The organism is Alkalicoccobacillus murimartini (assembly GCF_030813245.1).
Classification (GTDB): Bacteria; Bacillota; Bacilli; order Bacillales; family Bacillaceae_D; genus Alkalicoccobacillus; species Alkalicoccobacillus murimartini.
Window position 1 is genome coordinate 910963 of record NZ_JAUSUA010000001.1, and the last position, 24535, is coordinate 935497.

Consider the following 24535-nt stretch of genomic DNA (forward strand, 5'->3'; position numbering starts at 1 on the left):
GTTTTATTACTGATGTTGCGGAAGGTGAATTCCAAATTGTAAAACAAAAACGGAACCAATAACAATCACAACAGCAATAAAAATTGCAAACACAGTATGTCCTAACTGTGTAATTCCATCTTTTCCTTCACGAATGTGCATAAACATTAGTAATTGTACACCTGCTTGCACAAAGGCAAACACGAATATAATAATAATTTTCATTAGTGAGGAAAGATCTGTGTAAAGTGCAATCCATACTGCGAACAATGTCAGTACGATAGACCCTATAAATCCGATAATATGTGTCCACGGTGTGTGAGATTTAGTTGATTCTGAATGATTCTGACTCATCTACAATCCCCCCATACCCATTAGGTATACACCCGTAAAGATAAAGATCCAAATAACGTCTAAGAAGTGCCAGTATAGACTTGAAATAAAGATCTTTGATGTTGTACGAGGAGTTAACCCACGGCGTTTTACTTGAATTAACAATAAGAAGATCCAACCAATCCCTACAGATACGTGAAGTCCGTGTGTACCTAATAGAACAAAGAAAGCAGACCAGAAAGCACTTGTAGATAACGTTGCGCCTTCATGTGCATAATGCCAAAACTCATAGATCTCAAATCCAACAAAACCGAGTCCAAGTACTAAAGTAATGGCCAACCATATAATCAATTGTTTTATCTTATTGGCACGCATCGCATGAATAGCTAGGCCACACGTGAAACTACTCGTTAAAAGCAAAAATGTCATGATTAGCACAAGATCTAACTCAAATAAATGCTCAGCTGTAATTCCGCCAGCTGTTCGGTTTACGAGTACAAAGTACGTTGCAAACAGGGTAGCAAAAAGGGCAAATTCTGCTCCAATAAAGATCCAGAAGCCGAGAATGTTATTCCGTCCCTCTGATGATTGAAACTCAAGCGGTTCATTGGCATATTCCGCATCTTCAGCATGTGCCATTTACTTCGCCTCCCTTGCACGTTTTTCAGTTTCTTCTATTTCTTCCACACTTACATAATGACCATCGTTGTAGTCAAACGAACGGAATGCCATACAAGCAAAGATTCCAATTCCGCCAACTATCCCCATCCAGAACCATTCAAACACTAGACCAAATCCAGCGAAGAACATGAAGGAGGACATGACAAATGGCAAGGCGGTATTATTAGGCATGTGGATTTTTTCATACTTCTCTATTTTATTTGGATCAATACCATCTTCTTTCATTTTCCAGAAAGGATCCATTGAGTTAACCTCTGGTACCTTCGCAAAATTATAGTGCGGAGGAATCGCAGAAGAAGTTGCCCACTCAAGTGTACGTCCATCCCACGGGTCGCCCGTTGTTTCTCTTGGAGAGTAACGGAAACTGTAGTAGATGTTGTAAACGAAAATGATAAAAGCAAGACCCATAATGAAGGCACCAACTGTAGAGATGAAGTTTAATGCAAACCAGCCATCTTCAACTCCATAAATATTAATACGACGAGGCATACCGTCAAGGCCTAGGAAATATTGCGGGAAGAAACAGATGTTGAACCCTGCAATAAAGATCCAGAAGAACCATTTTCCGATACGTTCGTTTAATTTGTGACCAAACATTTTTGGATACCAGTAAATCAACCCAGCAAAGCAGGCAAAAACGGTAGCCGCAATTAATACGTAATGAAAGTGAGAAACCAAGAAATACGTATTGTGGTACTGATAGTCAGCTGCAGCCATGGCTAGCATAACCCCAGTTACCCCACCAATTACAAAGTTCGGTATAAACGCAAGTGACCAAAGCATTGGTGTTGTAAAACTAATACGACCTTTATGCAAGGTTAAGAGCCAGTTAAAGATCTTAACACCTGTCGGAATGGAAATCGCCATCGTTGTAATCGAGAAGAACGAGTTTACTATAGCGCCTGCACCCATTGTAAAGAAGTGATGCACCCATACTAAGAAACTTAGAACGGAAATGGCAACAATTGAGTATACCATCGCGTTATAACCAAACAAACGTTTCTTCGAGAATGTAGAAATGATTTCTGAAAATATACCGAATGCAGGTAATGCAACAATATACACTTCAGGGTGACCCCAAATCCAGAATAAGTTTGCCCAAAGCATTGGCATACCACCGTTGGTTAAGTTAAAGAAATGAGTACCGAATAAGCGGTCAAAAGTCATTTCAGCAAGAGCCACGGTAAGTACTGGGAATGCAAGAACAATAATCATTGATGTAATTAATGTTGTCCATGTGAACATCGGCATCATCATTAATTTCATGCCTTTAGCACGCATCTTAAAGATTGTAACCATCATATTGATACCTGTTGCGAGTGTACCAATACCTGAAATTTGTAGTCCAAGCAGGTAGTAGTTTTGACCTGGTCCTGGGTTCAATTCGTTTGATGCAAGTGGCATATAACTGGTCCACCCTGCAGATGGTGACCCACCTATGATGAATGAAATATTGAACAAGCCCATACCAATAACAAATGTCCAAAAACTTAAGTTGTTTAAGAATGGGAATGCTACATCACGTGCCCCGATTTGCAAGGGAATGATGACGTTCATTAAACCAATTAGAAACGGCATCGCCATAAAAATAATCATGATCGTTCCGTGTGTTGTAAAGATTTCATTGTAATGCAGTGAATCAAGGAATGTCATATTTGGTGCGGCTAACTGCGTCCGCATCATTAAGGCATCTATACCACCTCTGAAGAACATCAGAAGCGCAATTAAAATATACATAATCCCTAGTTTTTTATGGTCAACACTTGTGATCCATTCATCCCAAAGCCATTTCCATTTCTTGAAATACGTGAGCACGAATACTGCCCCAATTCCAGAAATCAGGATGGAGATTTGGGCGCCTAGTATTAGCGGATCTCCAGTGATAATAAATTCATCCCATTTCAAAAGTAGCGTCCCCTTTCATTTGAAAGTACCTTACATGCTATTCAGTAGCTGTTTGGCTTTCAAATCCTTCTATCTCTCCAGATTCAGATTGTGTCAGCTCTGGCATTTCATAAGCTTTACCAGCACGGGAATGTGGGTTTAGAGGTTCATACCCCATACGTTCCCAAGCATGAATTGCATATTCTGCATTTGTTGCATGATCCACCCAATCCAAATGTGTTGAACTAAATGTCATTTCTGATGCAGATCCAGGAACCATTAATTTGTCGTACTCATCTTCCGTTAGCTCAGGTGCATTTTCTTGTTGCTCTGTAACCCAAGCATCATAATCGCTTTGCTCCATCGCATTCACATCAAATGTCTGGTCAGCAAAGCCTTCACCTGTATAGTTGGCATTACGGCCATCATAGGTGCCAACATGATCAGCTTGAAGATAAAGTTGTGTTTCCATTCCAGCCATGTTGTACTTTTGTCCTCCAAGCTGAGGAATCCAAAGTGCAGCCATTGAATCTGCAGACGTTAGTTTAAACAGAATTGGACGATCCGTAGGAATGTTTAGATAGTTAACGGTTTCGAGTCCTTCCTCTGGATAACTAAAGATCCATTTCCAGTTTACACTCGTCGCATGCACAACAACAGGCTCTTTGTGCGCAGTAGCAGCAGGTGCTTCCTCTAATTCAAAGATGGTCATAATGGTTGGTACAGAAAGAATAATAACGATAATGACAGGTATGATCGTCCATATAATTTCCAGCTTGTGACTTCCTTCGATGTCAGGCTGATAACCTTTATGATCTTCACGATCTCTGTATTTCACTAAGATAACTGTTAGTAGGATAAATACTACTAGAACAATTAACAGCATGAATGCGATCGAGAACCAAATTAACCAAGCTTGTGATGAAGCAACCGGTCCTTTTGGATCTAGCACACTCATATTTCCACATCCGCTCAAAAAGAGGCTTAACGCAAGGAACGCCAGCCATTTAAGAGACTTTCCATTTTTCAGCAAAGGTATCACCCTTCTTTCTAAGACGTAATTGCATATTACTTTTTTGTGAACCCTTGAACATACCTTTCATTGCTTATATCCTACCATAGATGAGGATATGAAAGGGTAGGAATCACACAAACTCTCACAAAAATATCACAAAATAAAGGACGGTTTTTAATTAGTCTGCCACATAATTGGGAATAGATCCCATCATTCGAAACACGTACCTCAATAAGCCATATTTTTGCAGAAAAATTTGATCCGTTTTATGTACAAAAGACTTATTGATTGTGCCATATTTTAATTTGAATGTACATTTTTTTGCTTATTTAAACTAAGAAAAAACCCTGTCTTAGTCTCCAAATGTGAATGGAAACATAGACAGAGCTTGTTTACTAACCAAAAAGGTACCAATTGTGTAAGCTTCAATTTCATCTCGAAGTGAGGATTTTAGATCTCCATGGTCATAATAGGCAAGTTCATACGGTTCATTTATTAATTGATCTTCAAATGCAGCATTTAAAAAAGAAGCCGTTTCATTTAGACTTTGCTTACCACTCTGCATCACTTCAAAAAATGAGGCAAAGCCATGCATGACTCCGTTATAACGAGTAGCCTGAACCGGCACCCCGGCATCTGATAGCCTCTGTGCGTATGCTTCTCCTTCATCTCTTAAAGGATCAAATTCTGCCGTAATGACTAAGGTCTGTGGCATGTCAACAAGATCAGCTTCAAGAGGTGAACTATATGGTGATACCCACATCTCTTCCTCAGGAGTGTAAGACTTCCTCGCTAACTCCATGACATCACGAGACAAAAGGTAGTATCCACTTGAATACAAGTCTCTTGATACAAAGTCGTCATCCAAAAAAGTCGTGAGCGGATAAAGCAAAGCCTCTGCTTTAATGGCAGGTCCTTCGTTGTCACGAGCCATCAAGGCAACAGCAGTAGCAACATTACCGCCAGAGCTATCTCCCACTACTGCAATATTATTGATATCCCCTTCCAGTTCATCTATATGATCATGGGCCCAGTTTAACGCATCATAGCCATCCAAGATCGCTGTAGGGAATGGATAATCTGGTGCAAGGCGGTATTCTACTGAAATAACAACGCTATTTGTTTTTGCAGCAAGAGAACGAACGATATTGTCATGTGTATCAATATTTCCATAGCCTTTCATAAAGGCGCCCCCATGAAAGTAAAGGATGACGGGGTGTGGACCCGACTCTTTTGGCTGATAGACTCGCGCCTTTACCGTTTGGCCATCAGCAGTCGGTATATCTATTAATGAACGATCAAATCGTGAAGATCCTTTTGCAGCTAAAAATTTTGGTGCTTTAAGATCTGAGGGAAGCAAATTATTTGATACAGCATGTAAAATAACAGCTGTTTTCACTGGCACCTTGCCAGCTTCTGTATGAGTCCAAGCCTGAACAGTAATCGTCATCGTTAACATAATCATTACGACACCCAAAAGAAAAATTGAAACAGCAACTAATCCTTTACGAAAAAAAGCCTTCACAGACTTCCTCCTCTATATCATCGATTTCATTTTTATTAGTATATCAGAATACCCTAGAAATGATAGAATATTTCGCGACATTTTCATAGATTGTCACATATTTATCGATGACACTTCAGTAAACAATTAGGCGTTCCAATTTTCTTCGATAAATTCGTCTCGACCTGACTGTTTACGATCTTCCTTATATGCTTTTTTCTCTTTTTTATAAAAGTCTTGATGTTCTTCCTCCGCTGGATAAAACACAACGGCTGGTAATACGCTTGTTACTATAGGTTTTTGAAACCGTCCACTACTTGCTAGTTCTTCTAGAGACTGCTCAGCAAGTTGTTTTTGCCGATGTGTGTGATAAAAAATTGCTGTACGGTATTGATCCCCACGGTCTTGGAATTGCCCACCCGCATCCGTTGGATCTATTTGCACCCAGAACAAAGATAACAATCGTTCGTATGGGAATAATTCCGGATCAAACTCTATTTGTACCGCCTCATAATGGCCTGTTTCTCCTGTTTTAACTTGTTCATATACGGGGTCTTCAACATGACCGCCCGTGTATCCCGATGTAATAGAAAGAATACCTGGTAACTCATCAAACGGTTGGACCATACACCAAAAGCATCCTCCCGCAAATGTAGCTTTCTCCATTTTACATTCCCCTTCTTATTCAAGTTGCTTTCTTAATGAAATAAGCGCAAGCTCTTTTGATTTGGCTTCTAGCATACAATCAATATCCGTGCCCTTTGTAACTTGTTGCAAACGCTCGAAATCCTCTAATCTAATTTCATCTGCATGGGCTGGATCTCTTTCAGATCGTTTGCCTGAACTAATATGTACTTTCGGTATGAGCTCGCTGTCTTTCCATGTCTCTTTAACTTGTGAGAATAACTCAGTCAATTCATCATCTGTTCGACCAAAACACATTTCATGGTGGATATCAAAACATACAGTAACCCCACATTGATCAGAAACATCAAGTACATCGCGTGTATGAAACACCTTATCATCGTTCTCTAAACGAATCATGTTCTGAATAGCAAGAGGTAATGTTTGGAAGGTGTTTATAAATGTCTCTTTCGCTGTTCCCTTATCGCCATAGGCACCACCTGTATGCAAAATGATGTCATTTCCCCCCACTGCTTTTAAAAAATCATAGTGATAATGAAGATCCTTGATCGCATTTTGTACCACGTGTTCTCTAGGTGAATTCAACACTAAATACTGACCAGGGTGCATGGAAAGTCGCAAGTTCCATTTTTTTTGGAACGCTTGGATGTCTTTAAGTTCTTTTTGTACATCCTCATCCTCCTGCCACTTCCAGTCCATCACCTCATGAGTTGCAAACGGGATCATGTCACTAGATATACGAAAGAAGAAGATTTCATGTGAGACATTCCATTCTAGAACGTTTTTTAATTCACGAATGTTATGTAAGGTGAGGTCTTTTACGACCTCGTTCCCTTTTTGTTGAACCGTTTTTAAACGACACGTTTTAAAAACCGTTGGTATGGTGAGATTCTGACATGGATAGCCTAGACGCATCTTGTCATCCTTCTTTCTTGACCTTTTTAACGGGTAACCTCTTGTGACTCAAATTCAATTTCATCATGTGTTCGGCTATATTTTACTTTTAGGTCATGCTGATTAAAGTACCAAGCGTCCTTCTCTTCTACAAAGAAAAGAAAATCGTCTACTTGTACTTCAGCTAATGGATGTTCCGGTTCCTCTTGACTTATTCCAAGTGAAAAACCACTCTGAAATGAACCGCACCCTCCATATCTTGCAAAAAAGCGAATCGATTTATGCTCATTTTCTTCAAATTGTTCTTTGAACCACCGTACCGCTGGTTTGGTCACTTCAATATTCATCCTAACACTCCTCTAATCATTCATCTTTCTATCATAACAAGTTATGAATCAAAAAACCATGAATCAAACCGAGATAAGTTTACCTAAGGAAACTTTTTGTCGTGACTGCATACTCTATATAAATAAAATGAAACGAAGGAGTGAGATCCAGTGAATTATCATAAGACGGTTGGGTATGCTGTGATTCTTCAGTCATTAGGTGTCATTACAAAAGCCGAGAAACAAGCCATGATCTCAAATGATCATAAGCAGACAAATCCTCATGTGAAACCTAAAACACCTCACAACCTATCATAAATAGGTGTGAGGTGTTTGAACGTCCTTAAGATGATTCGTTTAAAAGCAAAGAGTCAATCAGTTGAATTAAAGACAAGATTTCAGGCTTGCTAACTTGACCGTTCGCTCCAACCGCTTGTCCTTTATGAAACAAATCATCCGAAATGATAGATGAGAAGATAATAACCGGTGTATCCTTGTACAAATCATGTTCTTTAACCAACTTGGTTAAACGATGTCCATCCATTAGCGGCATTTCAATATCGGTAATAATGAGATCAGTATGAGCATTGGCATCCGGTTTATTTAACGCATCCCATGCCTCTTGACCATTTTCATACAGAACTAATTGAGAATAGCCTGCTTCTGATAACGTGTCTTTTAACAATTGACGAAGGATACCTGAATCCTCGGCCACCACAATACGTTTCCCTGTGCGGTTACGTGCTTCAAGCGAATGAATACTTGAACGTTTGATTCCAGCATCAGGATGTATCTCCACGACGATTTTCTCGTAATCTAACATAAAGGCTACATACTCTTCCATTTTCACGATACCTGTTACATGACTGAACTCACCTTGCGATAACTCATTTGGTTTCTCAACTTGACTCCAAGACACCCGATGGATTCTAGAGACATTATGAACGCGGAAAGCCACTTTAAGTTTATTTAATTCAGCAACGACAAACTTATGATTCGTTTGATCAGTCTCTTCCTGTACTTGAAGAACAACGGATAGGTCAATAAGTGGGATGATTTCCTCACGAATTCGTATAACCCCTTCTACATATGGGTGGCGATTGGGTGTAGACGTCACGTCGACTGGTTGAACGATTTCACGGACTTTCAATACATTAATTCCGTACGATTCCTGTCCAACCTTAAACATAACAAGTTCTAGTTCATTTGTGCCGCTTTCTAATAATATAGCTGATTGTGATTCCTGGGTCATTTCGTTTCCCCCATTATTCAGGATGTTGCATAGTCAATTATCAAGACTATCCTCTTTAGTTGTTTCGGCATAAATGGGCAAAAACTTAAGTCTATTCAACAAAAAAGCATTCATTGGATTCGCTCCAATGAATGCTTCATTCTCTTACACAAAAATTTCGATGTCGCCTTGTTCTTCTAATTCATCAATAATCCCAGGTGCAGCTTCGTTTGCTTGATCGATTTTGATTTGCTCAATAATTTCTTCTCTTGTATCATCAAGAGGTGGAGCTTCATCACCCATCGCCTCTGTTAACTCTTCGTACTTTGCTTCAATTTCCTCATCTGTCGGTTCTTCAATATTAGCTTTTTCTTCAATGTATTTTTGAGGTTTCATACTTTCTCTGATCTCTTCTTTAAATTCATCAATGGTCATATCTTGTTGACCTAAGATTTCCTCTAAATCTTCATCAGATTGAATCTGGTACATCGCTTTAATCTGATCAAGTTGTTGGTTGGCATCTTCTTCAGACACTTCAATTCCTTCTTCATTGGAAGCCTGATTCAGTAGTTCGGTATTCACTAACATGTCTACCGACTGATCCTTCAACGCATCGTCCACTTCCGTTGACTCAGAATCAACTTCTCCACCCATCATCATCTGAGATTGTTGTTTCGTTTGTTCATATTGCTCAATAAAAGCATCTTTTGACACATCAATTCCATTTATAGTTGCTACAACATCTGGAATCTCATCATAATTTGTTTGTACGGCTGGAACTTCCGCTGCTTGCTCATCAGCCTGGTCTGGCTGTTCATTGGAGTCAGCATTTTCTTCTGCATCTCCTGAGCAGGCTGCAAGCCCAACAGCAAGAGCAAAAGCAGATAAACCTAAAGTGAATTTACTATACATTTATTTTTGACCCCTTTCTATATCTCAAGTCTAGGGGCAGTGTACCATAGGTTGACCAATGGAAGAAATCATCGTGCGCACCAGATAAGATAATTGTGTAATGATCTCAAAAAAAAACACGCTAAAACACGCGGGAAATACCGCTACTACTGGCTTCCTTCCTAAATTAACAAAAACTTTGTGAAATCACAGAACAGCCTTATTGAGGGATCGAACGAAGGAAATTACCAGAACAAAAATCTCTAATTTGTTCATCTGAATAGTGTTTTGCTAACTCATCAATGAAGTTTGAGTAACACCCGGCGTGTTCTAGCCCGACCACATGATCAGAGATCCCATCAAAGTCTGAGCCAAATCCAATAGACTTCTCTCCTCCAATTGAGCATAAATACTCCATGTGACGCAGCACATCTGTTATTGTCGCTTCTTGTTGCTCTGTTTCTGTCAAAAACTTCGGGAAAAAGACCATACCCATATATCGATTCTGCTTAAATAATGCTTGAGCTTGTGCATCATTTAAATTTCTCGGGTGTGGGCAAATAGAGGTAGAATTGGAATGACTAGCTATGGCATAATCGGCAACCTCTATCGTATCCCAAAAACTTGTTTCACTAAGATGAGAAACATCGGTTAGAAGTTTATGTTCATTATGTCGACGAATGGTTTGTCGACCAAAATCGGTAATGCCTGCTCCTCTTGATTCTAGAACCCCATCCGCACAATGATTTGCTTCATTCCACGTTAACCCAACAGAAAGTACACCCTGCTCAATGAGGATCAAATGTTTTTCTTCATCCGCTCCAACTGCATCCATGCCTTCTAACGTTAAGATGGCTCCAATTTCTCCTTCTTTAAGTGACGCAAGCTCTTCCCATTTCTTGATGTGTTTAACTTGAGGAAAAGGACGAATGATCTTTTGATGGAACAAACGAATTTGCTCAAGCACCGCCTGAAATTTAAGTTCTTGTTTGATAAACGGTTCAACAAATAGCGCAAAACATTGGACTTTCACCCCACCGGATTGAAGACGTTGTAGATTCACGTCCAACGCCTGACTATCTAGAAACGATTGCTGAGGATTCATCCATAGTTTTAATAAGACATCACAATGTGTATCGATCACTTGTATTTGCGTGCTTTTTTGTACCATACCATCAGCACCTTTCAGAATGATTCATCATAGTTATATAGAAGAATAGCGAAATCGTTTGGAGGAGTTTTTTTATGAGTGACCAAAAATCAAATGAATCAAAAAGTTCAGGTTATCAGGATGTGATGCGCTCCATTGATGATTTTTTTCATCAGACTTATCGACGGTTTCAACCGCCTCCATTTTTCTCTCAATCTATAGCGATTCGGACAACTGATTCTGAGGATGCCTTTATCATTCACGCTGAGCTTCCAGGTGTAGATAAGCAGCTTATTCGTATTGAAGCCTTACCACATGTGCTCGCTATCCGTACCCTATCGGCCGAATCTTCCGAACAATCTGTCGAAAGAGAACGGTTGGTCTCAGTTCCATTTGTTTATAACGACAGTGATATAAAAGCAAACTATGAAAATGGCTTATTGCGTATTACTATCAACAGACATCGACAAAATATTACCATCGATTAAGGAGGGATCCATTATGTTAAAGCCTTATCAGGATCGCCGCCACCCGCACTATCATCATTCTTATCAAGGAAGACCACCCTACTATCAGGGACCAATGAATCCAAGAAGAATGCGCGGAGCAGGTGTACGGCCTCATCCACATGCACAGCCCGTTTCAAAAACAGGATTTATAAAAAAAGCCTTTACTTCAGACGATGGAAAATTTGATGTTTCTCGCACAGCTCAAACGGTTGATCAAGTCATTAAAACCGTTCAACAGGTGTCCCCTTATGTCAGAAAGGTAGGCGCATTTTTTATAAAGTAATGCTTATTTCAACAACAGTCCATAGGCAAGGGTTTGATTCTTATTTATCAGCTTTAAGCCTTGACTTGATTTATAATCAATTGTGACTTGCGAGCCGATTTCATCGCTCGCTTTTTTGTTATAAACAAACGGTTGACCCGCAATTTCTTCTTGTTGATCTTCGCCTGGAATGAACTTGGACCGTTCTAAATAAAATTCAATCATCGTACTACATTCATACGTATCTCTTGCCACAATACGAATCGCCTGGTCTGGCTTATGATTCTCGTTGAAAAACTTTTTTGCTTCTTCTGTAACTATGATGTTCATTTTACTCTCTCCCTTTTCATTTGTTCTTGTGTTCCACTATAGTAAATCATCTTGGTCAAATAAGTATTCATATGGAATATCCATGAACATGTACAATGAGTCCGAAATCGGATATGCAAATGTTCGGATCTGTTCATCCCGTTCAATATCTGTATATAAATCGGAGAGAATTCCTTTTTTCTCGACATCCATACGAACAATATTCTCCAGAAAGTAAGGTCGCCAACTCCAGTTTTTGTGGAGTCCCTCCATTTTCAAAAGCCAGTTGCCACTGTCATCTTTTTCAGCATTGGCTGTTTGTTGGAAGCCTTCTTCATTACATACATAGATTCGAAAAACATACTGATTAAGATTTTTTGCAATATCAATAATCATATTGTCTAAAGGTGTATGAGGTTTTATTTGTTTCATTGTTGCACGAAGGGCAAGACTTAATTCGTTAGAGAGATCGAGCTGAGCCTGCACCTTTCTTCGTTCATACGTAATAAAATGGTGAAAGTCCTTTTGCATTCTGTCCTTACATGCATCTTCAGAGATCATCTCTTTTGCTGACGTCTTTAGATAGGGACCTTGATAATAACGTGCTCCATTTCTCCATGCATAATTAAGCTGGTTAAACGTTGTAATTCCGTCAAAGAGCAACGTCGCGCCAATTTTTCTAGATAGCATAGTGAGCGATTGATGGACATCCCCGTAAAGATGAGGGAGAGAATCTTGATCCAAAAATGAGACATTCACCCGGATAACATTTGGATTAGTCAAAGCAATTTGATCAAGCTGACTGCTACTTTGACCAAAATTATCAATCCCGATTCTAATCCCAAGGCTCTGAAAATATGTGAGTACATGTTTAATTTCTTTATAATATGAATGAACATCTTTTTCATTAAGTCCAATAATTATTTGATTATACGTAATAGACTGTTCAAGTATATATGGTTCAATTCGGTTTAATAAACTTTCTCCTGCATCTTTTACTAGCTGTCTCGCATCATAGTTAAAGTATATGGCCCCTTTAAATCCGGTTGCAGAATATTGGTCCAATGCAAGCTTTTGCAAATGATCATCTAATTCATTTCGGTATTCAGAGGGAATACTTTTGTCAGAGAAAAACCAACCAAGTCTTTTAACACCTTCTGGAGTGACTAATCTAGCCACAACTTCATACCCGACAACAACCTGTTTTTCTGCGCTAAAAATCGGCAAGAAATAAGGAATGACATGTTCTTTATCCATCATAATATCTAACGGGTCCACCTTAAGACCACCTCCCTAGCAAACGTAGCCATTTAATTATAGCATATGTGGGGACTCATTCAGCTAAGGAAACGCCTGATCAAACGGGCTGTTTTTTTAGGCTGCTCTTCCGGAACAAGGTGACCGGTGTGCGGAAGAACAATTAACGATGCGTTCGGTAAATCCTGTTGAAGCTTATAAGCAGAAGAGACGGGAATAAGGGAATCCTGTTCTCCCCAAATAATTAAGCATCTATGTTGAATTTGATGAATATCAGTTGAGCTCATATCACCTTCTCTTTGTCTAATCAAACAAATGATCGACTCATAAAACGCTTTATCTTTTAATGGTCTACCATACTGGCTGACCATTTCGTCTGTGACTTGCTCTTTTTTATACATGATCTGTTCAATATATGAGCGACAATCCGTCGAACTTCCCCATTTATGGAGGATTGGTGCAACGAAAGGAAGATAAGATGCATAAAAATAAATTTTTTTCACTTGATGTAAATAAGCGGATGCAGATAAGAGGACCAGCGAATCGACAAGCTCAGGTGATTGTTTCGCTGTATAAAGAGCAACCTGCGCACCCATTGAATGGCCAACGATTGTTACATTTTTCAAATGATAGAGTGTTATGAGCTCTGAAACTAACTGAGCGTAGCTTTTGAATTCGTAGCAAAATGTTTTTTGTTTTCCACTCAGGCCAAACCCAGGCAAATCTAAACAGACGAACTCATAATTGGAGGGGAGAGAAGCGATCAACTTTCTAAAGCTAAAGCTTGAGGATAAAAATCCATGGATAAAAAGTAGTGTACCCTTGCACTCTTTTCCTTCACATGGCCACCTCTCAACATATACATGAGTCCCTTGCATATATAAGGTGGTTTTAAGATGGGTTCGCTGCATACATTTCTCCTCCTTCACACTTGTAGGATATCCGTATACTGTCGACCTTACTCAGTGCATAATAAAAAGGGCATATAGCTTTTAGCTATATGCCTTGCAACTCTATTTGGATAAATCATACGGCGTTTCTTGGTATACATAATAGTTCAACCAATTCGTGAATAATAAGTTCGAATGCGCCCGCCAACGAAGGGTTGGTGGAACCGTTTGATCATTATCTGGAAAATAATTAATCGGCGGTTGAATATCTTCTCCTCTACTTATATCTCGTTTGTACTCTTCATCAAGAGTGGTTACATCGTATTCAGAATGCCCTGTTACAAAAATATGCTTTCCATCTTTTGAAGAGACGAGATAAAGTCCTGCGTCTTTTGACGTACTTAAAATGTCCAATTCGTCTACAGCCTGTACATCCTCAATACGTGTTTCTGTATGTCTAGAATGCGGAGCAAAAAATACGTCATCAAACCCTCTAAGTAGCTTAATCGGGGCTGGATTTACAGCATGCTCAAACACTCCAAAAAGCTTTTGGTCAATCTTGTGTTTTGGGACCCCATAATGATGATACAAACCTGCTTGTGCACCCCAACAAATATGTAAGGTAGATGTGACGTTTTCTTTGCTCCAATCCATTATCCATTGTAGCTCTTCCCAGTAGTCAACTTCTTCAAAATCTAATTGTTCAACCGGTGCACCTGTAATGATCATCCCATCAAATTTCCGTTTTTTAATGTCATCAATCGTTTTGTAAAAGGTTCGTAAATGCTCATGAGTCGTGTTTTTAGAAACATGCGTTGATGGGTATAAAAAAGACACATCTAACTGTAATGGTGAGTTACTTAATAGCCTTAATATTTGGGTCTCTGTTGTTTCTTTAATAGGCATTAAGTTCAAAATCACAATGGATAGAGGTCGAATATCCTGGCTATACGCCCTACTTTCATCCATAATAAAAATATTCTCAGCGTTTAGTATCTCTCTCGCTGGAAGGTGATCTGGTATTTTAATTGGCATCTCTCTATTCCTCCCTAACCATTACCGAAAAGCTTTTATTATATTTAAAATAACCTCATTATTAAAATAACGTATCATGAATACCATCAATCTGCAATCATGCAGAAGGAGGAGCACGTTATGCAGCTTCGGCTAGAATGGCAATACAAACCCCCCAAATCCAAAAAATCGTACTGGATGAAATCAGAGTCTATGCCAGCAAAAGAGGCCTTACTTTTAGAAGAGGATCTGACTCGAACAGGCCGAATGATCTCTGTAGATTTCTATGATGAGCTTGACGATAAGTGGACCAAAAAAGAAGTCCTGACTTTCTTCAAAAAGATGGAGACAGAACCTCAGGATATCGTTGCTTTTATTGATGGAGGGTATCATCGAGAAAGTGGCACTGCCGGATTAGGGCTATCTATTTATTATACACAGAACCAACAACGATGGCGTTATCGTGTCAATGAACGAATTGAGGGCATTGATAATAATAACGAAGCTGAATTCGCAGCTCTAGCGTATTTGTTTACGATCTGTGAAGACGTTGGCATACACCATCAGTCGATCACGATTCGAACCGATTCCAAAACACTCTACCACCAGGCAAATGGTGATTGGCCTTGCTATGAGAAAGAAATGGTTCAATGGTTAGATCGAGTTGAAAAGAATAGTGTAAAACTGGGTCTACGACCGCAATATGAACTAATCGGCAGACAAGATAATAAAGAGGCTGATCAATTAGCCTCGCAAGCGTTACAATCCATTTTCATTCAAGGTAAAAAAGAACAAACAAAAAACTTGCCTGGGAAAAAAGTCTTTTAAACACATAAAGGGTAGAACAATCACCACGCTCATCGCTCCAGGAGAAACCTACGCTACTGTTTTTGATCAGCCTAACGGCGGTCGTACTATATCCATTACTCTGGACTCTTCCATATAAAAACAGCCTTCCATTTCTTAACTAAAAGAAATGTAAGGCTGTTATATCTTTATAAGGGATCTCCTAATTACAAATCGACCCATTTTTTTATCCGCAAATATTATAGCTAGTCCCTTTGCCGTATACTGAGCTCTGTTATGATTTGATCAGCATAGTAATCTTGAAGTCTTGTTACACCGAGTGGTTCCTGCTTTCGTCCATATGTTTCGTGATGAAAGTCAGAACCGCCAGAGCGGAATATTGCGCTGCCGGTTACTTGTTCGGCTTCTTCACAAATCTGTTCATATCTTTCTTGATCCTGCTTTTCATGGTCTCGATGGTATACTTCAATTCCATCCATTCCCCACTTAGTAATCCAATGAATAAGCTCATGATCCAACCCATAATATCCTGGATGAGCAACGATTGAAAGACCACCGACTTCATGAGTCCAATCAATGGCTTCTTTGACCGTCATCTCACGCTCTTTTTCTACATAACAGGGCTTACCTTCTGCTAGGTACCGGTCAAAAGCTTCGGCTACTGTCTTCACCACATCATGTTTAATCAGGACCTTTGCTACATGAGGTCGGCCGATACTTCCACCGTCTGCCTCAGCCAAAACTTCGTCGGCCGTCACATGAACTCCAACATCTGAAAGCTTCTGAAGCATAATGTTCATACGCCTTTGTCTCATGTCCCGTTGCTTAGATAACATCTGTTGAAATGCTTCATGATGAACATCGACACCTAAACCAAGCATATGCACACTCTTTTTCTCAAACACACAAGAAAATTCAATGCCTGGTAACACTCTTACTCCAAGGCGTTCGCCTACCTTCATGGCTTCAAATGTGCCATCAACCGTATCATGGTCTGTTAAGGCAATTTGTTTTAAACCAACAGCATGGCACTTCTCAACAAGCACAGATGGAGAGTATCCACCATCTGAAGCTGTTGAGTGCATATGAAAATCACTATCCGTTCCCCCAGGAAGTTTCATCTACTCTCTCCTAATGTTTATTGCCATTCTCTAGCTATGAGATACTTAGTTCTTCCACCAAGTATCATAAATGTTAGCTGGCAGCTGACGTTTATGCTCGGTTATTTTATATCGCTCTTCAAGTTTTGCTGCGATCTGAGTATCAATCTTTTTACCTTCCAAGTAATCGTCAATTTGATCATAAGTCATTCCCAACGCTTGCTCGTCAGGTATACCTGGCTGATCATCTTCTAGATCAGCTGTAGGAGCTTTTTTGTATAAATGCTCTGGAGCCCCTAGTTCTTTAAGTAGCTGTTTGCCTTGTCGTTTGTTTAGTCCGAAAAGTGGTGTGAGATCACATGCACCATCTCCAAATTTTGTATAGAATCCTGTTACTGCTTCTGCAGAATGGTCTGTACCAATAACAAGGCAACCAAAGTGGGCACCAAGATCATATTGAGCCTTCATTCGCTCACGTGCTTTTGTATTACCCTTTAGGAAATCAGATAGTGGCTCTCCAACAACTGTTTCAAATGTTTTGGCAGAAGCGTCTACTGCTGGTTTGATATTAACGGTGTGAGTTCTAGTTGGCTCGATAAATTGAACTGCATCACGCGCATCCGCTTCATCCTTTTGCTCTCCATGCGGAAGACGCACAGCATGAAATTCATAAGATGCCCCAGGATGCTCAATGTTTAATTCGTTAATGGCAAGTTGAGCTAGTTTTCCTGCAAGGGTGGAATCTTGTCCCCCTGAAATACCGAGAATATATCCTTTTGCTTTACTCTTAAGTAAATAATCTTTAAGGAATTGCTTACGTGTTTGGATTTCTTCAATCGAATCCACTGCAGGTTGAGTATGTAGATCCTCAATAATAGATAACTGTGTTTCGTTCATAGTGTTTCCCTCCACATAATTAGTTTACTTTTTCTTTTCCCTTAATTGATGAGGACTACTCTTTTTTTTACCCAATTGATCTAATTGATCCATTTTTCCTTCGGATGCAAGGATATCTCGTTGCCATTCTCCAAATAAATCATAATGTGGATAGCCTTCTCGAATGTGGATCCATTCTTTTTTTAACCCGTACTGTTCTCCCCAGGTTGCTAGTCTATCTAAATCACGGCAGGCAACCTTTGTAACGCTTGTACAATGTGGGAATCGCTCATCTAGCCAAAAGTGCGTCAAAAATGCAATCTCGCCTGCGGTAACTTGCTCTTTCCATTCGCTTAGTATGTTTCGGTTAATTCCAAATGCCATCGTTTAATCCTCTTTCACATTAACCTTAATCTCTTCATATTTCGCAAACCATTCCGGAAAAACTTTTTTAAAGGCTGCTGGCTTAAATGTCTCTTTATTTACAATAATGTGTGTAGTGGACCCCTCAACACATACCTCATCCAACTGATTGATAATTTGATAGGCGTAAACGGTCCTCAACCCATCATTTTTAGCAATCCACGTCACCACGGTTGCGGTATCACCATAACGAACTGGTTTTTTATACGTGGCCTGCACATCATAAACGGGTGCATAATAACCTAGATTCTCCATCTCTACATAATTGTAACCAATGTCTTCAATGAGACCTGTCCGACCTAGTTCAAAGTATTTCAGATAGTTGGCGTGATATACGACACCCATTGCGTCTGTGTCTGCGTATAACAATTGTATGTCTCGTTTACTTTGGAATTCCACGACATGTACTCTCCTTTACCTACTGCTTCTCAATCTGTTCTCTCTGGGTAATTATAACATAAGAGCAGTGGTTCTCAATTGATAGCTCCTTGCTATGCCTTCTCTACATCTAGCTTTGTAATTTCTTGAAGCGCCTTTGTATCAGGCGATTCTATCTGTGATACTCTGATTGCCTGCTGTTGTACAATGCGTTCAAATAGTGAATCAATATACCGTCCGTTTGAAAGATGACCTTCTTCTGGAACAATTTGTTTCGTTTCTACCATGGCATCCTCTGTGAAATGATAGCCATTCCTCTCAGCCAAATGACTTAACATGATGATAAGCTCGTCATGAGTATAGTCATCAAACACAATATGCTTTCGAAAGCGCGAGCGCAAACCTGGGTTGACTGCAAGTAATTGTTCTATTTCTTGCTCATAACCCGCAAGAACCACCACTAGGTTTTCATCATGAATCGTCATCGCTTCAACCAGCGCAGCCACTGCCTCTTGGCCATAATCGGACCCTGCACCCTGTATTAATGAGTACGCCTCATCAATGAACAGGACCCCACCCAATGCATCTTTGATGACTTCCTTCGTTTTGATCGCTGTTTGTCCACTGTATCCGGAAACAAGATCAGCACGGCCAACACGGACGAGATGACCACGTTTTAAAAGTCCGATTTCCTTTAATGCCTGAGCATAGATAGAAGCCACTGTTGTTTTTCCTGTTCCAGGAGATCCACTAAATACCGAGTGGAGCTGGACTGGCATCGCTTGAAGGTTTTGCTCTCTACGTAATCGTTGTACCTCGGCATACGCAGTTAACTTGCTCACTTCATCCTTAACCTGTTGCAAGCCGACGAGTTCATGTAATTTTGAAAAGGCTAGCTGTCGATTGCTTTGATGACCCTGTTTAAAGTGATTAGCTTCTAATAAGACAAAATCTTCCTTTTCTTCTTGAAGAGCTTCTGATGCACCTTTTTCAAAAATGGCTTCTAATACTAGATTCTGAACGGTTCGAGCATTCCCAAATGTTTGATCCACTTGAGCGCGTTCAATCTCTTCACGCAATGAAACCAATGCCTCTTCTGTAAGGATAAAATCATTTTCAATTGCCATGTGCTCACTTATTTCAATGAGTTCATCTATGCTGTAATCAGGCAAATGGAGATGATTCTGTTCAGGGAATCGACTTCTCAGACCTGGATTTGAACGAAGGAACGTTCTCATTTCTTCAGGATATCCGGCCATGATCACTGCAAATGTTCCAGCATATTGACCACTAGTCATAGCTGACACCAAAGTATCAATAACCGTTTGCCCATAGTCATTCCCTGATGCATCTGCTCGCTTCAAGCTATATGCTTCGTCAATAAATAACACACCACCCGACGCTCGTTCTATCGCCTGAAGGGTCTGCTCTTCTGTTTGACCTACATATCCTGCCACAAGCTGTGAACGATCTACTTCTAATACCGATTCTTGTTTTAATAAACCTAGCTCATAATAGGTTTTAGCCAATAATCTAGCTATCGTTGTTTTTCCTGTACCTGGATTACCCGTTAAAATCATATTCAGATTGATTCCATCCTTGGTCTTGTATCCAGAACGTTCTCTCTTTTTTTGATAGGTTAAAAATTGATAAAGCTTCTGAACACGTTTTTTGACCTCTGTTAAGCCAATCATCTCAGATAACTGATTCAGTGCAGATTCATCAACTGTGTTACCTGTGATTTTTTCTAACTGCTCCTGCCACTGTTTCTGGAGGACCTTTATCTCTTCTACAGCCTGCTTGAGCTCTTTAAACTGAGAAGCAGAGTAATAAACGCCATCTAGAGAATGCGCATAAGCCTCTGTCGTTTTAGCAATACGCAGAAAAGGATCTCGAAACTGGATAAAGAGATCCCATAATGCTTGGATCGTCTCTACTCGTTCTGGAACCACATCTTTTGCACTCTCTTGTATTTGACTATATTGAGTCTTCAGCTTCTCCTCTGACTGGAAAAATTGTTCTGCTAGATGGTAATAGGCTTCTGCTGTTTTTCGCTTTGCTGAACCATGATCCGTCTCACGTATAGAAGGATAATCTGAAGGCACAGCTACACGTACAAACTCATCTAGTAAGATTTCCACCTGCAAGGTCTGAGTCATGTTGTTTTTTGGATCGTATCGGTTTGCTTCATTGATCCACTCTGTAATTAATGAGTCCATTTTAGATAATCGATTAAATCGAACAAGTGCTAGATGAGACAATGCATCTGCATAAAGCTGACTCTCTTCACTTTTCAGATGATCATCCCACTTTGAAAGGCTTCGCCACAATCTGGTCTCATCTAATTCCGTTCGACCCTCTTTAATTTCGACCATCCAGTTCTTTAATTCTTGAACTGATTCCATTGACTGTAGCATGTGCAACACTCCTTAACGCTCTACGTACATATTTATTTCACTATAGCAGAAATTTTTTTATTGCTAAAGAACAATACCTTTTCCTGTTCGGCAAAAAAGAAATCATCCACCCCAATAAGTCAGGATGAATGATTTCTGTTGTTACCCTTTTGGTGGAACATAATCGGGGTGTTGATTTGATTTTGTGTTCATGGTTTTACCCTTGTTAGAATCAGACTTCCTAGGTTGAGTTCCTAAATGATCCGGACGAAACTGCTGCCCTCTTTGATTAGGTTTGCTCATATGACACCTCCTACTAGATATACCATTAGGATGAGCAGTGCTGAACAATCCTATCCGCTAAATCAACCTTATTCGTCTTTATCTTTGCGACGATTCTTCAGTAAATCTTCAAGCGCATCTAAAATCTCATCTTGAGATAAATTTGAATCATGGTCAGATTCCTTTTTAGATGGTTTATCTGGTTGATCAATGATTTGATCTTCAGTTGTTGTTTCCTGTTCTGAAGGCTCTTGAAGTTCAACCGGTTTTCTCTTCTCCTGTTCATGTTGGACGAGACTACTTGGTTCATTTACTTCATAAAAGTCACCTTCAACCGTCACATACTTCCGCTTCCTTCTTGTCTCTCCGTCTAATAAACTATAGATTACCGGAATGACAACCAATGTTAGGAACGTCCCACTAATTAAGCCACCAATAATTGCAACGGCCATTGGTTGCTGAAGTTCAGCACCTTCTCCAAATGCCAGAGCAAGTGGAACCATCCCTAAAATTGTGGTTGCTGATGTCATGATAATTGGACGTGTCCGCAGTTGGACAGATTCGACCAGTGCATCATGTGTGGACATCCCTTTTGCTTTAAGTTGATTAACAAAATCAAGCATCACGATTCCGTTATTGACAACAATACCCAGCAGGATAATGAGTCCAATAAATGCGGTGATCCCAATAGCTGTTTGTGTAACCACTAATGCAATCGACAATCCAATGACAACAAGTGGAACAGTAAACATGATAATAAATGGTAGTTTGAACGACTCGAATTGGGCAGCCATAATTAAATAAATGAAGACAGCTGCTAAGACAATCGCTAAAATCATACTATTGATCGAATCATCTAGAATTTCCTGTTCACCACCATATGTAAACGTTGTGGTGTCCTCCAGTTCTAGATCATCAACAATCGTATTCACCGTGTTTGTAATATCACTTAAATTTGAGGATTGTGCGTACGTTATCGTAAATTCGACAGCACCCTCTTGATTCATTCTCTGGATTGCTGCAGGACTTTCTCCTTCTTCGATACCTGCCACATCACTTAATACAATATATTCACCCTCAGAATTCCGAATGGTTAAATCCTCTAATTCAGAAATTGTTTCAGTCGCTTCCGACTCAAGCTGAACAATAACATCCAGAAACTGATTATTTTCTTCGATGACCGTTGCGGTTTCACCGCGAGTAGATGTATTGACCTGTTGGGCAATTTCACCAGGAGTCAGTAGATTCTCTCTAGCTGCTTCCTCATCAACCTCAATCACAATTTCAGGTACTTGTTCTTCAATACTTAATGCGATATCTCTCACATTTTGCTCTGAATCCAATTCGTCTTGTAACTCTTCTGCCTGCTCATATAACCTTGTTTGATCGCTATCGGTTATCGTAAACTGTAGCGTATTAGCTTCCCCACCAAAAGCAGCTGAAGAAGTAAAGGCACGGATTTCTGCATCAGAATCTGCACGCTCTAATTCACGCTCAATCGATTCCACAAATTCAGCCGAACTTTGAGTTCGATCATCCTGATCAACCAGAGATACTGTAATATCAGCCGTATAGCTTGATTGATTGCCACCCATCGCTTGATTGTCACCTGAACCCGCTGAACTTACATAATTCTCGATCTCACGGTAATCATCTAACACCGATTCAATCGATTCAACCGCCTCTTGGGTACGCTCTAAACTCGTTCCCGGCTCCATTTCAACTTCAATAGTAAAGCTGCCTTGGTCGCTGTCTGGAATCAGTTCAGTACCAACTGTTGTTAAGCCACCTATCCCAACTAGTAATAGTAAAAAGGTCATAAATAATACAGCAATTCGGTGCTTAAGTACCCAAATCGTTGACCCTCTAAGCCAGCTCATCATTGGTGACTTACGTCTCTTTTCTTCTGATGATTCATTTGGCATTTTAAGTAATCGACTTGCAAGCATAGGTACGACCGTCATCGCCACTAGCAAAGAAGCTAATAAACTAAATGAAACAGTGTAAGCAAGCTCTTTAAATAAATCACCTACAATGCCACTGATAAATACAATTGGTAAGAAAACAGAGATTGTTGTTAATGTTGATGCAATGATTGCTCCACTTACTTCTTTTGTGCCATCAAATGCGGCTTGCTTAGGTTCTTTTTTCATTGATAAATGCCTGTATATATTCTCAATCACAACAATGGCATTATCGACAAGCATTCCAATACCTAAAGCTAAGCCACCAAGACTCATAATATTCAACCCTATATCGGCAAAAAACATAAAACCAAACGTCACTATCACTGAAAATGGAATAGCTATTCCTACTATGAATGGTGTTTTCAAATTTCTAAGGAAAAAAAGTAAAACAACCATTGCGAGTAGCCCACCAAATATCAGTGCACTTGTCACACTATCAATAGAAGCTGAAATAAATTCCCCTTCATCGTATAGAACCGCTGTATCTAAATCTTCATAGGTGGATTCAAGTAAGAGTTCATCTATGCGATCATTCACCGCATTTGATATTTGAACGGTATTCGCACCGGATTCGGGCATAATGCTAAGCTGAATCGCTTCTTGCTGATTCGAACGAGTGATCACCTGCTGATCCTCGAGCTCAACACTTACATTAGCCACATCATTTAACGTGATTTCAGCATCAGTAATTGAACTGCCTACCACTACATTCTCTAAGTCTTCAACATTATTTAATTCACTAATGACTCGAGTCGTTAAACTCAAATCATCACGGATAACTGTTCCCCCAGGCAAAGAGATGTCACTGGCCTGAATCGTTGAAACAATATCACTTTGACTTAATCCAGCCTCTTCTAGTTCAGATTGGATTAGCTCTACCTGAATCTCTTCTGTCAAACTCCCACTTTCACCAACACTGGCTACTCCTGGAACTTTCAATAATTCATCTTCAAGATCTTTTACTTGATCTTGAAAATCAATTAAATCATCGTTTGACGTTACAGCCATTTGAATCATTGGCATCATGGATGGATCGAACTTTACAAAGCTCGGTTCATTCGCATCACTTGGTAAGTTAGCACTTCTGATCGTATTAATAATGTCTAATTCCACATCATTAATGTTCGTCGACCAATCGAATTCAAGAATAATCATCGATGTGCCTTCCGTTGAATTTGAAGTCATGTTTTTTAATCCCGAAGTTGTAGCTAATTGCTGTTCTAATGGGATGGTAACCGTATCTTCTATTTCGTTCGGATTCACATCACTATAACTTGTTATGACAGCAGCAACTGGAGGATTAATCTCCGGAAAAAGCTGTAGAGGCAGCCGTGATATGGAAACAATACCGATAATAATAAATAATATCATCCCCACTATCGTAAAAACTGGCCTTTTAATTGAAAAATTGATCATGTATGCTGCTCCTCCATCTTCCTATTGTCATTTTTGTATGTATGTAGTAATGAACACACTAATTCAGTCATTATATTCCCTCTTTTTAAAACAAGAAACCTTTTCTACCGTGTCAA

Annotated in this window: 26 protein-coding genes; 4 read left to right on the forward strand and 22 right to left on the reverse strand. The window is 39.7% G+C overall.

Annotated features, from left to right (window positions below; genetic code table 11):
- Positions 1–6: 6 nt before the first annotated feature.
- The 8 genes from qoxD to J2S05_RS04930 all read right to left on the reverse strand — a co-directional run bounded on the left by qoxD (position 7) and on the right by J2S05_RS04930 (position 7282).
- Positions 7–333 carry a cytochrome aa3 quinol oxidase subunit IV gene (gene qoxD / locus J2S05_RS04895; RefSeq protein ID WP_306980413.1) on the reverse strand — a complete coding sequence of 109 codons (327 nt, stop codon included), beginning with the start codon at positions 331–333 and terminating at the stop codon, positions 7–9.
- Complete coding sequence (gene qoxC / locus J2S05_RS04900) at positions 334–951, reverse strand: cytochrome aa3 quinol oxidase subunit III (RefSeq protein WP_306980415.1); 618 nt, start codon at positions 949–951, stop codon at positions 334–336.
- The gene (qoxB, locus tag J2S05_RS04905) at positions 952–2898 is read right to left on the reverse strand and encodes a cytochrome aa3 quinol oxidase subunit I (protein ID WP_306980417.1); all 1947 of its coding nucleotides are present in this window, start codon (positions 2896–2898) and stop codon (positions 952–954) included. It lies immediately after the preceding gene.
- Between the two features lie 37 nt (positions 2899–2935).
- On the reverse strand, positions 2936–3919 hold the full coding sequence (gene qoxA, locus J2S05_RS04910) for a cytochrome aa3 quinol oxidase subunit II (protein ID WP_370873602.1): 984 nt from the start codon (positions 3917–3919) through the stop codon (positions 2936–2938).
- 325 nt (positions 3920–4244) lie between these two features.
- Positions 4245–5417 (reverse strand): alpha/beta hydrolase, encoded by a 1173-nt coding sequence (locus tag J2S05_RS04915; protein WP_306980422.1) that lies wholly within the window; start codon positions 5415–5417, stop codon positions 4245–4247.
- Between the two features lie 126 nt (positions 5418–5543).
- Positions 5544–6062, reverse strand: a complete 519-nt coding sequence (gene msrA, locus J2S05_RS04920; RefSeq protein ID WP_306980424.1) for a peptide-methionine (S)-S-oxide reductase MsrA — start codon at positions 6060–6062, stop codon at positions 5544–5546.
- Positions 6063–6077: 15 nt separating this feature from the next.
- The gene (uvsE, locus tag J2S05_RS04925; RefSeq protein WP_306980426.1) at positions 6078–6956 is read right to left on the reverse strand and encodes a UV DNA damage repair endonuclease UvsE; all 879 of its coding nucleotides are present in this window, start codon (positions 6954–6956) and stop codon (positions 6078–6080) included.
- 26 nt (positions 6957–6982) lie between these two features.
- Positions 6983–7282, reverse strand: coding sequence for a HesB/YadR/YfhF family protein (locus tag J2S05_RS04930; RefSeq protein ID WP_306980427.1), 300 nt, complete (start codon positions 7280–7282; stop codon positions 6983–6985).
- 150 nt (positions 7283–7432) lie between these two features.
- On the opposite strand from J2S05_RS04930, the gene J2S05_RS04935 reads away from it, so the two are divergent.
- Entirely contained in the window at positions 7433–7579 is a 147-nt protein-coding gene (locus J2S05_RS04935; protein WP_306980429.1) for a hypothetical protein, read from the forward strand.
- A gap of 25 nt (positions 7580–7604) precedes the next feature.
- On the opposite strand, the gene J2S05_RS04940 is transcribed toward J2S05_RS04935, so the two are convergent.
- The 3 genes from J2S05_RS04940 to J2S05_RS04950 form a co-directional block, all read right to left on the reverse strand.
- Positions 7605–8513: a chemotaxis protein CheV gene (locus J2S05_RS04940; RefSeq protein WP_306980430.1), complete on the reverse strand. Its 909-nt coding sequence runs from the start codon at positions 8511–8513 to the stop codon at positions 7605–7607.
- 144 nt (positions 8514–8657) lie between these two features.
- Complete coding sequence (locus J2S05_RS04945) at positions 8658–9404, reverse strand: SurA N-terminal domain-containing protein (RefSeq protein ID WP_306980431.1); 747 nt, start codon at positions 9402–9404, stop codon at positions 8658–8660.
- A gap of 199 nt (positions 9405–9603) precedes the next feature.
- Complete coding sequence (locus J2S05_RS04950; RefSeq protein ID WP_306980432.1) at positions 9604–10554, reverse strand: dipeptidase; 951 nt, start codon at positions 10552–10554, stop codon at positions 9604–9606.
- A 74-nt stretch (positions 10555–10628) separates the two neighbouring features.
- On the opposite strand from J2S05_RS04950, the gene J2S05_RS04955 reads away from it, so the two are divergent.
- Complete coding sequence (locus J2S05_RS04955; protein WP_306980433.1) at positions 10629–11021, forward strand: Hsp20/alpha crystallin family protein; 393 nt, start codon at positions 10629–10631, stop codon at positions 11019–11021.
- A 13-nt stretch (positions 11022–11034) separates the two neighbouring features.
- The gene (locus tag J2S05_RS04960) at positions 11035–11325 is read left to right on the forward strand and encodes a YppG family protein (RefSeq protein WP_306980434.1); all 291 of its coding nucleotides are present in this window, start codon (positions 11035–11037) and stop codon (positions 11323–11325) included.
- A gap of 3 nt (positions 11326–11328) precedes the next feature.
- On the opposite strand, the gene J2S05_RS04965 is transcribed toward J2S05_RS04960, so the two are convergent.
- The 4 genes from J2S05_RS04965 to metA all read right to left on the reverse strand — a co-directional run bounded on the left by J2S05_RS04965 (position 11329) and on the right by metA (position 14795).
- On the reverse strand, positions 11329–11634 hold the full coding sequence (locus J2S05_RS04965; protein ID WP_306980437.1) for an iron-sulfur cluster biosynthesis family protein: 306 nt from the start codon (positions 11632–11634) through the stop codon (positions 11329–11331).
- 36 nt (positions 11635–11670) lie between these two features.
- Positions 11671–12891, reverse strand: coding sequence for an EAL domain-containing protein (locus tag J2S05_RS04970; protein WP_306980438.1), 1221 nt, complete (start codon positions 12889–12891; stop codon positions 11671–11673).
- A 59-nt stretch (positions 12892–12950) separates the two neighbouring features.
- The gene (locus tag J2S05_RS04975) at positions 12951–13781 is read right to left on the reverse strand and encodes an alpha/beta fold hydrolase (RefSeq protein ID WP_306980440.1); all 831 of its coding nucleotides are present in this window, start codon (positions 13779–13781) and stop codon (positions 12951–12953) included.
- Between the two features lie 102 nt (positions 13782–13883).
- Positions 13884–14795 (reverse strand): homoserine O-acetyltransferase MetA, encoded by a 912-nt coding sequence (gene metA / locus J2S05_RS04980; protein WP_306980443.1) that lies wholly within the window; start codon positions 14793–14795, stop codon positions 13884–13886.
- 120 nt (positions 14796–14915) lie between these two features.
- Between metA and J2S05_RS04985 the strand changes: the two genes are divergently transcribed.
- Positions 14916–15602 (forward strand): reverse transcriptase-like protein, encoded by a 687-nt coding sequence (locus J2S05_RS04985; protein ID WP_306980445.1) that lies wholly within the window; start codon positions 14916–14918, stop codon positions 15600–15602.
- Positions 15603–15826: 224 nt separating this feature from the next.
- On the opposite strand, the gene J2S05_RS04990 is transcribed toward J2S05_RS04985, so the two are convergent.
- From J2S05_RS04990 to J2S05_RS05020, 7 genes are all read right to left on the reverse strand, one after another.
- Positions 15827–16702, reverse strand: a complete 876-nt coding sequence (locus tag J2S05_RS04990) for a PHP domain-containing protein (RefSeq protein WP_306980447.1) — start codon at positions 16700–16702, stop codon at positions 15827–15829.
- Between the two features lie 45 nt (positions 16703–16747).
- On the reverse strand, positions 16748–17578 hold the full coding sequence (gene nadE, locus J2S05_RS04995; protein WP_306980449.1) for an ammonia-dependent NAD(+) synthetase: 831 nt from the start codon (positions 17576–17578) through the stop codon (positions 16748–16750).
- Between the two features lie 24 nt (positions 17579–17602).
- The gene (locus J2S05_RS05000; protein ID WP_306980451.1) at positions 17603–17941 is read right to left on the reverse strand and encodes a hypothetical protein; all 339 of its coding nucleotides are present in this window, start codon (positions 17939–17941) and stop codon (positions 17603–17605) included.
- 3 nt (positions 17942–17944) lie between these two features.
- Positions 17945–18379: an acyl-CoA thioesterase gene (locus J2S05_RS05005; protein ID WP_306980453.1), complete on the reverse strand. Its 435-nt coding sequence runs from the start codon at positions 18377–18379 to the stop codon at positions 17945–17947.
- A gap of 92 nt (positions 18380–18471) precedes the next feature.
- Positions 18472–20775, reverse strand: coding sequence for an AAA family ATPase (locus J2S05_RS05010; protein WP_306980455.1), 2304 nt, complete (start codon positions 20773–20775; stop codon positions 18472–18474).
- A 141-nt stretch (positions 20776–20916) separates the two neighbouring features.
- Entirely contained in the window at positions 20917–21057 is a 141-nt protein-coding gene (locus tag J2S05_RS05015) for an acid-soluble spore protein N (protein ID WP_306980457.1), read from the reverse strand.
- A gap of 68 nt (positions 21058–21125) precedes the next feature.
- On the reverse strand, positions 21126–24419 hold the full coding sequence (locus J2S05_RS05020; RefSeq protein ID WP_306980458.1) for an efflux RND transporter permease subunit: 3294 nt from the start codon (positions 24417–24419) through the stop codon (positions 21126–21128).
- Positions 24420–24535 lie beyond the last annotated feature (116 nt).

Excerpts from the sequence above, each read along its gene's own strand:
- J2S05_RS04930 (WP_306980427.1), bottom strand. The coding sequence starts at position 7,282 with ATGAATATTGAAGTGACCAAACCAGCGGTACGGTGGTTCAAAGAACAA.
- uvsE (WP_306980426.1), bottom strand. The coding sequence starts at position 6,956 with ATGCGTCTAGGCTATCCATGTCAGAATCTCACCATACCAACGGTTTTT.
- J2S05_RS04965 (WP_306980437.1), bottom strand. The coding sequence starts at position 11,634 with ATGAACATCATAGTTACAGAAGAAGCAAAAAAGTTTTTCAACGAGAAT.
- J2S05_RS04985 (WP_306980445.1), top strand. The coding sequence starts at position 14,916 with ATGCAGCTTCGGCTAGAATGGCAATACAAACCCCCCAAATCCAAAAAA.
- msrA (WP_306980424.1), bottom strand. The coding sequence starts at position 6,062 with ATGGAGAAAGCTACATTTGCGGGAGGATGCTTTTGGTGTATGGTCCAA.
- J2S05_RS05020 (WP_306980458.1), bottom strand. The coding sequence starts at position 24,419 with ATGATCAATTTTTCAATTAAAAGGCCAGTTTTTACGATAGTGGGGATG.
- J2S05_RS04940 (WP_306980430.1), bottom strand. The coding sequence starts at position 8,513 with ATGACCCAGGAATCACAATCAGCTATATTATTAGAAAGCGGCACAAAT.
- J2S05_RS04945 (WP_306980431.1), bottom strand. The coding sequence starts at position 9,404 with ATGTATAGTAAATTCACTTTAGGTTTATCTGCTTTTGCTCTTGCTGTT.
- qoxD (WP_306980413.1), bottom strand. The coding sequence starts at position 333 with ATGAGTCAGAATCATTCAGAATCAACTAAATCTCACACACCGTGGACA.
- J2S05_RS04955 (WP_306980433.1), top strand. The coding sequence starts at position 10,629 with ATGAGTGACCAAAAATCAAATGAATCAAAAAGTTCAGGTTATCAGGAT.
- metA (WP_306980443.1), bottom strand. The coding sequence starts at position 14,795 with ATGCCAATTAAAATACCAGATCACCTTCCAGCGAGAGAGATACTAAAC.
- J2S05_RS04950 (WP_306980432.1), bottom strand. The coding sequence starts at position 10,554 with ATGGTACAAAAAAGCACGCAAATACAAGTGATCGATACACATTGTGAT.
- J2S05_RS05000 (WP_306980451.1), bottom strand. The coding sequence starts at position 17,941 with ATGGCATTTGGAATTAACCGAAACATACTAAGCGAATGGAAAGAGCAA.
- J2S05_RS04975 (WP_306980440.1), bottom strand. The coding sequence starts at position 13,781 with ATGCAGCGAACCCATCTTAAAACCACCTTATATATGCAAGGGACTCAT.
- J2S05_RS04990 (WP_306980447.1), bottom strand. The coding sequence starts at position 16,702 with ATGAAACTTCCTGGGGGAACGGATAGTGATTTTCATATGCACTCAACA.
- nadE (WP_306980449.1), bottom strand. The coding sequence starts at position 17,578 with ATGAACGAAACACAGTTATCTATTATTGAGGATCTACATACTCAACCT.
- qoxC (WP_306980415.1), bottom strand. The coding sequence starts at position 951 with ATGGCACATGCTGAAGATGCGGAATATGCCAATGAACCGCTTGAGTTT.
- J2S05_RS05015 (WP_306980457.1), bottom strand. The coding sequence starts at position 21,057 with ATGAGCAAACCTAATCAAAGAGGGCAGCAGTTTCGTCCGGATCATTTA.
- J2S05_RS05010 (WP_306980455.1), bottom strand. The coding sequence starts at position 20,775 with ATGCTACAGTCAATGGAATCAGTTCAAGAATTAAAGAACTGGATGGTC.
- J2S05_RS04960 (WP_306980434.1), top strand. The coding sequence starts at position 11,035 with ATGTTAAAGCCTTATCAGGATCGCCGCCACCCGCACTATCATCATTCT.